Source organism: Allotamlana fucoidanivorans (genome assembly GCF_006265225.1).
GTDB lineage: Bacteria > Bacteroidota > Bacteroidia > Flavobacteriales > Flavobacteriaceae > Allotamlana > Allotamlana fucoidanivorans.
This window is the reverse complement of the sequence record NZ_VDCS01000002.1, coordinates 281080-294914: the sequence shown is the minus strand read 5'-3', so window position 1 is coordinate 294914 and position 13835 is coordinate 281080. Positions and strand designations below refer to the sequence as shown.

Annotated in this window: 6 protein-coding genes; 1 reads left to right on the top strand and 5 read right to left on the bottom strand. The window is 33.4% G+C overall.

Annotated features, from left to right (window positions below):
* Positions 1-323 precede the first annotated feature (323 nt).
* The gene (locus FGF67_RS02890; RefSeq protein ID WP_139694966.1) at positions 324-3209 is read left to right on the top strand and encodes a glycoside hydrolase family 2 protein; all 2886 of its coding nucleotides are present in this window, start codon (positions 324-326) and stop codon (positions 3207-3209) included.
* A 3-nt stretch (positions 3210-3212) separates the two neighbouring features.
* On the opposite strand, the gene FGF67_RS02885 is transcribed toward FGF67_RS02890, so the two are convergent.
* From FGF67_RS02885 to FGF67_RS02865, 5 genes are all read right to left on the bottom strand, one after another.
* Entirely contained in the window at positions 3213-4487 is a 1275-nt protein-coding gene (locus FGF67_RS02885) for a TRAP transporter large permease (RefSeq protein ID WP_139694965.1), read from the bottom strand.
* Between the two features lie 7 nt (positions 4488-4494).
* A complete protein-coding gene (locus FGF67_RS02880) occupies positions 4495-4941 on the bottom strand; it encodes a TRAP transporter small permease (protein WP_158293165.1) in 447 nt (148 codons plus the stop codon).
* A complete protein-coding gene (locus FGF67_RS02875; protein ID WP_139694963.1) occupies positions 4934-5911 on the bottom strand; it encodes a TRAP transporter substrate-binding protein in 978 nt (325 codons plus the stop codon). The genes FGF67_RS02880 and FGF67_RS02875 overlap by 8 nt, the downstream gene beginning before the upstream one ends.
* A 345-nt stretch (positions 5912-6256) precedes the next feature.
* Positions 6257-10513 (bottom strand): hybrid sensor histidine kinase/response regulator transcription factor, encoded by a 4257-nt coding sequence (locus FGF67_RS02870; RefSeq protein ID WP_139694962.1) that lies wholly within the window; start codon positions 10511-10513, stop codon positions 6257-6259.
* A gap of 31 nt (positions 10514-10544) precedes the next feature.
* Positions 10545-13799 carry a glycoside hydrolase family 2 TIM barrel-domain containing protein gene (locus FGF67_RS02865; protein WP_139694961.1) on the bottom strand — a complete coding sequence of 1085 codons (3255 nt, stop codon included), beginning with the start codon at positions 13797-13799 and terminating at the stop codon, positions 10545-10547.
* Between the last annotated feature and the right edge of the window lie 36 nt (positions 13800-13835).

Sequence of the window (13835 nt, the reverse complement as noted above, 5' to 3'; positions counted from 1 at the left end):
AAAGATAAATTTAAAGGATATACAAAACTAATTTTGTGAGATTTATCTGTTAGTTGTTATCATTTTTTTATATAAAAAGTCTTTTAAAAATACATACAATGCCACATTGATAAACCTTTTAAATTTGTTTATGTAGACACCCAAAGTTATATTAATTAAAGGTAATCAAAATTTTTCGAAACGTATTTAACGGAAAGTTAAGTAGCAGCCCTTTTTTTAAATGAACATATGTTATATAGTATAAAACAAACGTCATGTTCTTAACCAATCAAGAAGCTTAATTTTAAAACAAACTAATAGGCATATTTTTAAACTAAAACTTAATGAAGATTAAATTAAAACTCATTCTAAGCGTACTGTGTTTTTCAACGTTTGTATTGGCACAGAATTCAAATGAAAGTGTCAGACAAAAAACCAACATCAATCAAGGATGGCGATTTCATCTTGGAGACCCTAATGCACAATTTTATAATACAGATTATGATGATTCTAAATGGGAGGTCGTTCACGTACCACATTCTCTTGAGTTAACCTCTATGGATCTTAATGGTTATACTGATGACAAATATCAAAAAACGTTTATGCGTAATGTGGGGTGGTATAGAAGAGATATTGAAGTAACAAAGGATAAAACAAAGAAAGTGTTTTTAGAGTTTGAAGGCGTACATCAAGTAACCGATGTTTGGGTAAATGGCAAACATGTGGGGCAACATGCTGTTGGCGGTTATACACCTTTTCATTTTGATATTTCATCTTTTGTAAGCTATGGTGAGAAGAATTTGGTTACTGTTTTAGCAGATAATAGAAGACGTGAAGATGTTCCGCCAGATCCAGGTCCCATGGATTATATTAAGTTTGGGGGCTTATACCGAGATGTGTATTTGGTTGAAACGAATGCTACTTATATTTCTTTTAATTGGGAGTCAGAAACTTCAGGACAGTATATTACCACACCAACGGTTGATCCTGTTAATATGAATGGCACCGTAAATATAAAAACAGAAGTTAAAAATGAAACCGATGAAGCAAAGACGGTAACTGTTATTAATAGATTAGTGGATGATAAGAATATCGTAGTTTTAAAACTATCGCAAACTAAATCTATAGACGCCAATAGCAAACAAGTATTTAATCAAATAGGAAGTATAGAAGATAACTTAAAACTGTGGTCTATTGATACCCCGAATTTATATCGTGTGAATACAACCGTTTATGAATTGCAAGAAAAAGTAGATGAGATTGAATGTAAAATGGGATTCAGAAAGATTGAAATTACCCATTCTGAAGGTTTATTATTAAACGGAAAGCCTGTAAAACTTATTGGGACAAACAGACATCAGCATTATGGATTTATTGGTGATGCTATGCCTAATACATTACATTATAAAGATGTGTTGCAAATAAAAAAATTGGGTATGAATGTCTTAAGAACTGCGCATTATCCGCATGATAATGCGGTGATAGAGGCGTGTGATGAACTTGGTATTTTAGTATATGAAGAAGCTCCAACTTGGATGTCTATTGGAAATGAGGCTTGGTTTGAAAATTATGAAAAAGCAGCAAGGACTATGGTTAGAAACCATAGAAATCATCCTTCCGTAATTATTTGGGGTGCGGGTATTAATCATAGAGGATATGTGCCTAGAGCGCATAATGTGATAAAACAAGAAGATCCTGTGCGTTTTACGGCATCACAAAGTAGTAGATGGACGGGTTGGCAAACGTCTGGGTTAACAGATATTTACGGACAAATGGTTTATGGTCCTTATTACTGGAGTCAAGATGAACCTATGTTAGCCATGGAAGGGGGGAGAGGTCCAGCTGCGGTGAATCATTATTTAGATGACCCTATGAAGTTGGGACTTATATCATGGACCGCACATGCGTATTATACCTTTCATCCTAGTGATAATCCTAAAGATAGAAGTAGAAGTGGACTTATGACCGTATTTAGATATCCTAGACCTGGGCTTATGTGGTATAAAGCAGAACTTACTCAAGTACCTTATACACATATAGAAACGGAGTGGAAAGCAGACGTTGAAGATGTTGTTGTGTATAGTAATGCATCCAAAGTAGAATTATTTTTAAATGGATCATCCTTGGGGGTGCAGCATCCGTCTAAGCAGGATGATTATAAATATTTAAAACATGCACCGTTTATCTTTAAGATCCAGAATTATAATGAAGGAGAACTTGTTGCCCATGGTTTGGTAGAGGGCAAAGTGGTGTCTAAAGATGTAGTAAAAACTCCAGAAGACGCTTATAAAATTGTTTTAGAGTTAGATACAGAAGGAAGAAGCTTTGTCGCAGATGGTTCTGATATTGTAGTGGCTTATGCCAAGGTAGTTGATAAAAATGGAACCATAATTCAAGATGATAGAGCTATTACCTTTTCGGTATCTGGGGATGCCCATATTGTTGGAGAAGATAAAGCCATTGGGGCAAACCCATTTGGTACTACTTACGGGGTGGCGCCTGCATTAATCCAATCAGGTACTAGGCCAAGTAAAATTACGGTTACGGCTAAAGCAAAAGGACTAAAATCGGGTAGTGCTATTATAAATTCAGAAGCGGCTCATTTTGATTGTTCTCAGATAGAACCAATTCATGATTTTGAAAGTGTAAAAGTCGATCTAGGAGAAACTGAACAGTTAGTACAATTTGATTGGATACCTTGGAGTAGTGAAGACATGAAAAATGCAGAAAAATCTTTTACGCAATTAGGAGGTTTTACTTCACGTATTGAAAGTGTTGACAGTCCAGAGAACACAAGGTGGTTAGGAGAAATAAATGTTATTGGTAAATATGGGTTTGCTCATGGTGAAGGCATTTTAGGCACATCAAAAAATGGATTAAATCTTGAGTTTAAAGGTTTAAAAAAGGGGCGCTATAAGTTAACCACTTTTCATCATGCGCCAAGAACGAATACTGACAGTATGGATCCTAATCAAGAAAAAATGGCAACTTATAAAATTTACCAAATCCCAGCCGCAAAACATATTTCAGCAGAAATACATGACGCAAAGGGAGCTGAGGTTATTTCTAAAATAGTAGTAACAGATGGTAAGGATATGCAGACAAAACCGTTTGGTAATACAGATATTTATATAGAATCAGATGGTGTAAACCCTATACAAATTGTATTTAAAAGTGAAGACGGAAAAGCAGTGTGGTTAAATAGCTTTATACTCAGCGAATGGTTTTAAATTCTAGTCCATTAATAGTTTAGGAAGTTCTAACGAAAGACTTGGAAACAGCGTAACCAACGTTAATACTAACAGGCTTACTAATAAAAAGGGTAGGCCTGCTTTGCTTACTTTTCCAATAGAAATTTTACCAATGCTAGAAGCTACAAATAAGCAAATGCCTAAAGGAGGTGTGGTTAAACCTATAATTAAATTAAGAACAGCGATAACAGAAAAATGAATAGGATCAATATCAACAGAAATAGCGAGTTTTAGTAAAATAGGGAATAAGATAAGTAAGGCAGCAATCGTCTCCATAAAAGTGCCTACAAATATGAGAAGGATATTAACCATCAATAAAACAAAATACTTATTGGTAGAAATACCCAAAATTTCAGAAGAAATTAACTGCGGAACATGCTCAGTGATTAAAATCCAACCAAATAAGTTAGCAAACCCAATTAAAACCATCAATGAAGCCGAGGTTTTCATTGAATCTATAAAAATCACTTGAATTTTCTTTAGATTCAGTTTTTTGTAAATAAAAATGCCAATGATTAAAGCATAAACCACAGCTACAATAGACGCTTCGGTAGGCGTAAAAACACCGCCCACAATTCCAAAAATGATGATAAAGGTCATTAAAAGTGACCAAAACGTATTTTTAAAACTTAACCAAATCATTTGTAGACTACTTTTAGGGTGTTTAGGATAATTTCTTTTCTTCGAGATAATATAAGCCACAATCATAATTCCAAGCCCTAGTAAAAACCCAGGTATAGCACCCGCTAAAAATAATCTACCTACTGAAAGTCCGCTTAATGTTGCTGCAATAATCATAGGGATGCTAGGAGGTATAATGGGCCCCATAGTTGAAGAGGAAGCTGTGACGGCACAAGCAAATCCTGTGTCATAACCTTCTTTTTTCATGGCAGGTATCATAACAGATCCCATACTTGCAGTATCTGATATTGCAGTGCCAGAAATCCCAGCAAAAAGCATAGAAGCTCCAATATTTACCAATGATAACCCTCCCGTAATATGTCCTAAAAGATGGTTGCAAAACGTAATAATTTTATCGGTAAGGCCACCGTGATTCATCAGGTTGCCCGCTATTATAAAACCAGGAACACTCAGTAGTACAAAAACATCTATACCAGAGTAAAGTTTCATTGGAATAACAATAAGTGGTGTACCATTAAAAACTAAATACACTAAGCACGATAAGCCTATAGAAAAAGCAATTGGAAACCTCAGGATTAAGCAAATAAGAAAAACACCAAATAGTAATAAAATCATAAATACTCTATTTAAATTTCATTAGTTTTTGTACTAAATAGTAGCACATAAAAACAGCTAATAGAAAAATGCTTGAAAAAGCAATACCCATGTTTACGCCTAGGCTGGGTGATTGTTCTGCAATTCCCATTTTTACAAACCCTATAGCTGTAACACTTAAAACCATAAATAGCAACAATGTAACCAAATACACGATAAGATTAAGAATACGTTTTACTGTATTATTAACCTTATTATAGAGCATATCCACATAAATGAAATAGTTAGATTTAAACGCTAAAGCCGCAGCAAAAGTCACCGCATAAATAAAAAATAATCTAGAAACTTCTTCGGTCCAGGGTGGTGCGCTCGATAAAAAAAAGCGGGCAAAAATTTGTAAAAGAACAGTTGCTATTAACAATGTAATAGCAAGTAATGTACCTGTTTTTAATAGTTTACCGACGATTTTATTCAAGATGTTTTTTAGATTTTAAGGTTTTATATATGCTTTGTAATTCAAAAGATAAGCTTTCAAAAATAGCCTGTTCACATTTTTTACTGAAAGCTTCGTGATTAACACTAATGAACTGCATACCTTTATTTTCTAACTCTTTTCGAATGTTTTTTTCATGGTTTAAGAATAACTGGTGCTCAAACACTTGCATGTCTTTAGCTGCTTCTATTAAAATGGACTGCAATTCTGATGGTAATTTTTGAAATTGCTTTTCACCAATGACAGGATAGCCCCAACTCAATACATGATTGGTCATGTTAACATATTTCTGAACTTCATAAAATCCTGCATTTTTAATTAACGCAAGTGAGTTTTCCTGAGCGTCAACAGTTCCTGATTGCAAGGATGTAAATACTTCAGAAAAAGCCATTGGGGTTGATTTTGCGCCAAGCGCATCCCAAGTGGTTACAAAGGAAGGTACATTAGGTACTCTAACAATTAAACCATTTAAATCATCAGGATCTTTTATGGGTTTATTGGAGGTTAATTGTCTAGGGCCTCTAAGAAAATAACACAGTGGTCTTAAGGCAGTTTTTTCAATCATTTCCTGTTCAACGAGTTGGCCAATATCTCCTTTTATAAATTGTTTCACTTCAACCGTATCTTTGAAGAAAAAAGGTAACTCGCAAAAAGCTGCCGTTTCAAACCAATTATTAAGTAAGGAACCTGTTATGGTCATATCAATGACTTCGGCTTGAATAAGTCTTATGGCTTCAATTTCTTTGGCTAGTTGTTCCGAATGGTATATTTCAAGCGCCAATCGGTTATTTGATCGTTCTTTTAAAATTGTATTAAAATACTCAAAAGCCGCATAATCTGTATGACTGTCATTAACTAACAAACTTACTTTAAAAATATAAACCTCATTACTCTGTTTTTTGCAACCAAAAAGCAAACATGCAATAAAAAGACAATAGATAAAGTACCTCATTTAAGATGTAAGTGAAATTAAGTATGTAAATGATATGACAGTTGTATTAAATGGATAGTAATTTATAAAATAATAATTACGGTAACAAGTCAATCTTTTATTTCTTATTACTCGTCTTAATTAAATTATAAAATTTAAAGCGTATAGTTGACTTAATCTAAATACTTACAATCAAATGAAGTACTTTATATATAAAGATTAAAACTACATAATAAGATTAAATTTTAAGTAGGTGTTTAAAGTTCTACTGTTTGATGTTTATACTAATACCTGTTAGATACTTTCAGTTTGTTTTATTTTTTCTTGTTAATCACTCAAGTTTAAGTTTATTTATAGGGAGTAGTTTTAGGAGTTAGAAGCTTTTTCTTTGGCTATTTTTCTTACATAATCACTTGGGATAACTCCAAACTGTTTCTTAAAACATTTCGCAAAATAAGACGCTGTATTAAAACCTGTCATATACATAATTTCCTTTACCGAATAATCACTTGCTTGAAAAAGCTGTACAGCCCTTTTGAGTCTTATATTTCTAATAAACTCACTAGAGGATAACCCTGTAATCTCTTTGAACTTTAAATAGAGATTACTTCTACTCAATCCCATTTCTTTTACAAGCATCTCAACATTGAAATCGGTGTTCATCATATGTTTTTCAACAATTTCTATGGCTTGTTGTAAGAACTGTTCGTCTTGGGTAGTTACGGTCACATCTTTTGGTTTGAACGTGATTTCTGAATTGAATTTGTTTCTTAATTTATTTCTATGATTAACAATGTTTTTAAGCTTTAGTTCTAAGAGTTCAATATCAAAAGGTTTTCTTATGTAATCATCGGCCCCTGTTTTTAGACCCTCTATTTCATCTTCTTGTGAGAGTTTTGCGGTAAGTATTATTACTGGGATATGACTCGTTTCTTTGTGGTTTTTAACATGTTTACAAAATTCAATTCCGTCCATTTCAGGCATTAAAATATCTGTTAAAATGACATTTGGTATAATTTTTCCAGCAAGCTCAAGACCAACTTTGCCATTTTCGGCTTCATAGACAATATATTTATTATACAAGGCTTGCTTTAGAAAAGACCTAATATCTTCATTGTCATCAACAACAAGCAAAACAGGCTTTTGAGCTCTAGACTTATCAATGTCTTGATCAACAATATCGTCATTCATACTAATTGCCATTGAGTCTGTTTCTGAAGTTCTTAGTTTAAAATCACTATCAGAAACATCTTTACATATTATCTCTGGAATTCCTTCGTAGGCTTCCTTTTCTATAGGCAAATGAACAGTAAAAGTACTACCTTTGTTTATTTCACTTATTACATGTATTTTTCCTTGATGAAGTTCTACGATGTCTTTGACAAATGCAAGACCAATACCAACACCTTTACTGTGATTTCTAGCCTGGTTATTTTCTGTGTAAAATCGTTCAAATATGTTTTCCAAGCGGTTACTTTCTATACCTAAACCAGAATCAATAACTTGTATTTCAACAAAGTTTAAATTTCTTTTCCCTAGATTAGAATTTACGGTTTCTTTAATGGTATTAATTTCAACCCTTATTTCTCCATTATCGGGAGTATAGTTAAATGCATTTGATAATAGGTTATTTAGGATTTTCTCAATTACGTCATGATCAAACCACGCTATGATTTTTGGATTTCTGGTTTTAAATTGGAAGTTAACATGATTTTTCAGCGATAAGAATTGAAAAGGTTCACATACTTCTTTTATAAATTCAACAATATTTCCTTTGCGCATAACTAATCTCATTTTTCCTTGATTTATTTTTCTAAAGTCAAGTAACTGATTTACTAAACGTAATAGATAGTCACAGTTTTTTTGCATCAAAGTGTACTGTTCTTGAAGTACTTTCCTATTAAGTTGATCGCCATTTTTTTGGAGATATTTCAAGGGGCCCTTTATAAGAGTAAGGGGTGTTCTTAACTCATGAGAAATATTGGTAAAGAATTCCAACTTTATTTTTTGAAGTTCTTCACTTTTTTCTTTTTCAAAATGTTCTAGTTCAAGTTGATGTTTTTTAGTTGTACTTATAACCGTATACCGTCTAAATAATAATAGTAATCCAATTATTAGGACATAATATATTAGATAGGCCCATGTAGTACGCCAAAATGGAGGTATAATCTCAATTTTTATTTCGGAAGGAGTTTTATCCCAAATACCATCGTTATTGGAGGCTTTTACCTTTAAGGTATAGGTGCCTGGTGATAGATTAGTATACGTTGCAAAGCGTTTGCTTGAAGTGGTATAGACCCAGTCTTCATCAAAACCCTCAAGTATGTAGGCAAACTTATTCTTATCTGGAGAAGCATAATGAAGAGCACCAAATTCAAAAGAAAGATTATTCTCATTATGTTTCAAAGTTATTTTGTCTGTCTGATTAATACTTTGTTCTAAGATAACCCTTCCGTTAACTTGATCTCCAATATTTACGACCTGATTAGAAACAGATAATTTGGTAATAACCGTTTCAGCTTCAACATGATTGTCCTTTATGTTTTCGGGAAAAAAAGCATTGAATCCGTTTATACCCCCAAAAAGCATCTCACCATTTCTCCTTTTCAGTCTGGCTAATTCTTGAAACTCATTATTTTGCAACCCATCATTCATGTCATAATTCTTAAAAGATACCTTTTTAGGGTCAAACTTTGATAGGCCTTTATTTGTTGAGAGCCACAAAAATCCTTGGTCATCTTCTAGAATTCCTTTGATTACATTGTTAGGTAAACCATCTTTCATAAGATAAGAAACGAACTCTCCTTTTAATTTGTTTTTAGATGGGATAAACTTATTCAATCCACCTCCAAATGTTCCAATCCAAAGCTCATTCTTGGAACTTTCAAATAACTCTAAAATATAATTATGACTTATGGACCTATTATTTTTAGGATCATTTTGAAAAACTTCAAACTTTGGTTTATCTTTAAGAGCTTCGTTTGGAGTTAGTTTGCATAAACCATTACCAGTTGCAAACCAAAGGTTTCCTGAATGATCTTCAAGGATGTTTCTTATAATATTACTTGATAAACTATGCGGGTCATTTTTATCGGCAAAGAGAATATCTTTTTTGAAACTATTGGTTTCTGAATCATATAACCACCTATTGATTCCTGCATTGTAAGTTCCAATCCACAAATTTTTATGTTTATCTTCTAATAAGGCAAAAACGCTTCCAGAGACGTCTTCGTATTTTTTAACATCCTTATTTGAAAGGGGGCGAGGGTTGGTAATGTCAATTTCTAGTAATTTAGGAGCCCCTTCAGTTCCAATCAACAATATTTTGCGATCTCCACGTTTTACTTCATAGATAGTGAAAGGTTTGCGAGGGGATGACAAATGTTGAAAGCTAGTGTACAATTCATCCTCATTCGCTTTTAAGAGCATATTCAAACCTCCTCCCTCTGTTCCTATCCATAACGTACCGTTACTGTCTTCAAAAAGAGATCGTATTTTGTCATAACTTAAACTTGTGGAATTTAAGGTTTTTTTAATATGCTTGAAATCCTTTCTGTAAGGATCAAACTTATTAACTCCACCACCATTTGTTCCAATCCAAATAATACCAGTTTTGTCTTTATAAAGAGATTTTACAATATTTTTGCTTAAACTCATGGGACTCATTGGGTCATAGCTATATTGCTTAAAAACAATAATTTTTCCGGTATTACCGCTATATTTGAAACTTATTAAGCCACTGTTTGTTCCAGCCCAAATATTGTTTTTTTCTACGAGTATATCATTATAGAACCCTTTATGAATCCAATCTGCCCAATAAGAGTCACCTTCATTTTTTAATACATATAAACCACCAACAGTACCAATTAATAATCTCCCAAACTGATCTTCTGCAATACATCGTACCGACGTATAGGGGAGATTTATCAATTCATTGATAAATCTAAGATAGAGTTCACCGCTAGAGTCCCGAGACAATTTATAAAGTCCTCTAGCTCCTCCCACCCAAATTTGTCCATGCTTATCTTCAAAGATTGAATAGATCGTTTTATTTTCAAAGTTGGATACAAAATTACCGCCATCAAAGTTAAAATGATTGAAATGGATGGAGTCTAATCCTTTATTTAGGTCAATCATATCAAGTCCATTAAAAGTACCAATCCAAAGCTTATTGCTGGAGTCTCTGAAAAGGGAACTAATATGATTACTAATTAAACTATTTGGATTTTTATCTTCATGTTTGAAAACCTTAAAACGTTCAACAGAGGTATCGAAGTAATTTAGTCCATCACCAGTAGTACCTACCCAAAGATTATCATCATCATCTCCTGTAATTGCAAATATTAAGCTGCTACTTATACCTTCATAATCATGAGTTTGGGAGTTTGGTGTGTACACCTTGAAATTGTAGCCATCAAATTTATTTAAACCTTCATGTGTACCAAACCATAAAAATCCCTTATTATCTTGATAAATACTATTAACATCACTTTGAGACAGACCGTTATTAGTTGTTATATGTTCAAAATGTACGTTGTTTTGAGAAAAGCCAAAATTTAAACAGAAGTAAGTCACTAACGTAGCTAGCAGCTTGAGTTTAAAACTTTGGATAGGATGTATCATAGCAGTATTTTAAATATGCGAAATGAAATTATTAGAATTTCACAAATTCAGGTTTAATTCTAGATTTGAAAGGTACAATATAGAAGGAGTAATTATACTTGTCAGGTGGTATAAGATAGTTTTCATGAGCTTGAGCTCTTTTTGACCAAGTATCATCACCACCAACCCCTTGTTGCCTTAAATCAATATTAACGGTATAAATGTCTCTTTCTATTAATTCATTTGTATGTTTAGCCTTTTGAAGATTTTCAAGGCTATAAGGAATTATACTAAAGTTAAGCTCTTGGCTTCCTTTGACCATAATACCTCCTTTGCCATTGTTTTCTAACTTAAACCATCTAATATCCGTTCTGTTTCCATATTCTTCTGGATAAGCATACATGTAATTCATAGTTGATGCCTTAGATTTGTACAATCCGATATGAGACGCATAGTTACGGTCAGCATAGTTAGGGTGAGGTCCTCTACCAAAATAAGTCACATCGTTATAGGTCTTGTTTATATCAAATGCCATACCTATTCTAGGAATATTTGGAACATTTTTATCCGTTTGAATGGTATAGTCTACTCGAATTTCGCCTGAATATAATATGGTGTAGGTTAAAGTTACATTAGTTTTTGGTTGCTCGATTATACCTTGAACGCTTATTACAGCCTTACCATTTTTGTTTGAAATAACATTAATTTTTGAGGGCTTAAATGATCTTCCTGCATTCATCCATTCAACCTCAGAGTCTAGTTTTTTTGCTTTTCTATAGGCTTCATCGTTCTCTGTTTGTGCTCTCCAAAAATTAAGCTTTATAGGTGATTTTAAATAATCTTCATCAAGATATTTAAAAGAGGAAATGAGCCCTAATTGCTTGTTAATTACCACAGTTGATTGTTTTCCAAAAATGTTAAATGTTGTGTCATTTTCAGAAATTGTTAGGCTACCTTTAACAGATAAAGACTTAATGTCTGCAATTTCATAATCTAGTTTAAACTGCTCTTTAAAAACAAGAAAACCTTTTTGCGCCCATTGGGTTTCATATTTTAATTTACCATAAATATTGATAAAGTATTCTGAACCCGACTTCAACTTGGGTGATTTAAAGTTTATATTTAGGTCATCCGTTTGGTAGGGTTTTGTTTTTAAATCATTTATTTGACCAAAATCAATAATATTACCATTCTGGGTTATTTCCCATTCTATGCTGTAAGTTGACAAATCTATGGCATGATGACGATTTAATATTTTAAATAACCCTTTTTTTGCATCAATAGCAGTTATTCGTGCAGGTTGATTAACTTTTTTACACTCGTAAGTGGCTGGTTTAGGGGTTCTGTCAGAAGCAATAATACCATTTAAGCAAAAACTTCCAGAGTTAGGTTTGTCTCCAAAATCGCCACCATAGGCCAAAAATTCATTTCCATTTTCATCTTTTTTCAAAATACCTTGATCAATCCAATCCCAAATATAACCACCAATGGCTCTATCATTTTTATAAATAACATCCCAATACTCTTTCATGTTTCCAGTTGAGTTTCCCATAGAATGTGCATACTCACACATGATTACAGGGCGATTGTCAATAGGATTTGTATGATCGATAAGACTTTGTAATTCCCATGACTGAGGATACATTCTACTTAGCATATCCACCCATTTAGGGTCTGTAGGGTTGCCTTTACCATGGCTATAGTAAGCTTTTTTGTAATTTGAAGATGTAGGGTCACCTTGGGCACCTTCATAATGAATATATCTTGTTGGATCAAAGTCTTTAATCCAACCTGCCATAGCAGCATGATTTGGGCCAGTACCAGATTCATTGCCTAAACTCCATATTACAATGCTTGGATGGTTCTTGTCACGCTGAACCATTCTTATGGCGCGCTCTAAAAAAGCACTTCCCCATTCTGGAACATTGGATAATTTACCTCTTGTTCCATGCGTTTCCAAGTTGGCTTCATCCATTACGTATATGCCATATTGGTCACATAAATCGTAGAAATAAGGATCATTCGGGTAGTGCGAGGTTCTAACAGCATTAAAATTAAACCTCTTTAACAGTTTAACGTCTGTTTCTATATCTTCTCTTGTTACTGTTTTACCATGGATATGGTCATGATCGTGGCGATTAACCCCAATCATTTTAACCGAGTTTCCATTCACTAAAAAACGTCCACGGTCATCTATTTTGAGCTCTCTGAAACCTACCTTGGTACTCGTGGTTTGAACTATGTTTCCTGTTTCGTCCTTAACTTCAAATAAAAGCGTATAAAGATAAGGTGAGTCTGAAGACCATTGTTTCGGAGTCTTTACTTTTGTTTCAATAAGCCCAAAGTAAACATTATCTCTTTGGGGATAAGACTCTCCGAGTATTTTGCTTAATTTAGTTGTATTTGATTCGGCTGCCATATTGCCTTGAGCGTCAAATAATTTGGTAGTTAGAGACCAGTTATCAGCAATGGTATGTAATGGTGCATCTCCAAAGTGACCCACTTTTTCAATGTATTTATCATTAACATTCAAAACAAAATTAGGGCGTATTTGCAAAAGGGCATCCTGGTAGGTATCATCAAAATCTGTTCTTATCGTAAAATCAGCCAATCTTATTTTAGGCATGGCATGCAAATAAACTTCCCGTTCTATACCACTCATACGCCAATGATCTTGCGCTTCTAAATAACTACCATCAGCCCAACGATATACTTTTACTGCTAGCTTATTTTCTCCTTCCTTTAAATGTTTTGTGATGTCAAATTCAGAGGGTAACCGTGTATCTTCACTATATCCAACAAACTTCCCATTTACCCATACATAGAAAGCTGATGAGACCCCACCAAAGTGTAGAATAACATCTTTATCAGTCCAGTTTTCATTAATTGAAAACGTTGTTATGTAGTGTCCTACAGGATTATCATGTTTATTGATATAGGGGAAGTCACTAAAAAAAGGGTAAGTTGAGTTTGTATAAATAGGTATACCATATCCTTTCATTTCCCAATTACCGGGCACTGCAATGGTATCCCAGTCTTTACTTTTAAAATCTAAGTTTTGAAAATTATTTGAAGCATCATTGGGTGTAGCTACCCACTTAAATTTCCAGTTGCCATTTAATGATTTATAGTAAGATGATTTTGTTCTATCTCCTAAGAGCGCTTGTACTTCATTATCAAAATTATAAAATGTAGCATGAGCAGGTAATTTGTTAATATAGTTGACAAGAGGGTTTTCCCAATCATTTTGTTGCGAGAATGAACCTATTGTTATTAGAATAAATAGGAATAAAAAGGTGTTCTTCATCCAAAAGTATTTAAAAGTATTTAAAATAGATTTATC

Bases quoted from the DNA above. Each gene is read 5' to 3' on its own strand.
- FGF67_RS02890 (WP_139694966.1), top strand. From the start codon at position 324: ATGAAGATTAAATTAAAACTCATTCTAAGCGTACTGTGTTTTTCAACG.
- FGF67_RS02870 (WP_139694962.1), bottom strand. From the start codon at position 10,513: ATGATACATCCTATCCAAAGTTTTAAACTCAAGCTGCTAGCTACGTTA.
- FGF67_RS02875 (WP_139694963.1), bottom strand. From the start codon at position 5,911: ATGAGGTACTTTATCTATTGTCTTTTTATTGCATGTTTGCTTTTTGGT.
- FGF67_RS02885 (WP_139694965.1), bottom strand. From the start codon at position 4,487: ATGATTTTATTACTATTTGGTGTTTTTCTTATTTGCTTAATCCTGAGG.
- FGF67_RS02865 (WP_139694961.1), bottom strand. From the start codon at position 13,799: ATGAAGAACACCTTTTTATTCCTATTTATTCTAATAACAATAGGTTCA.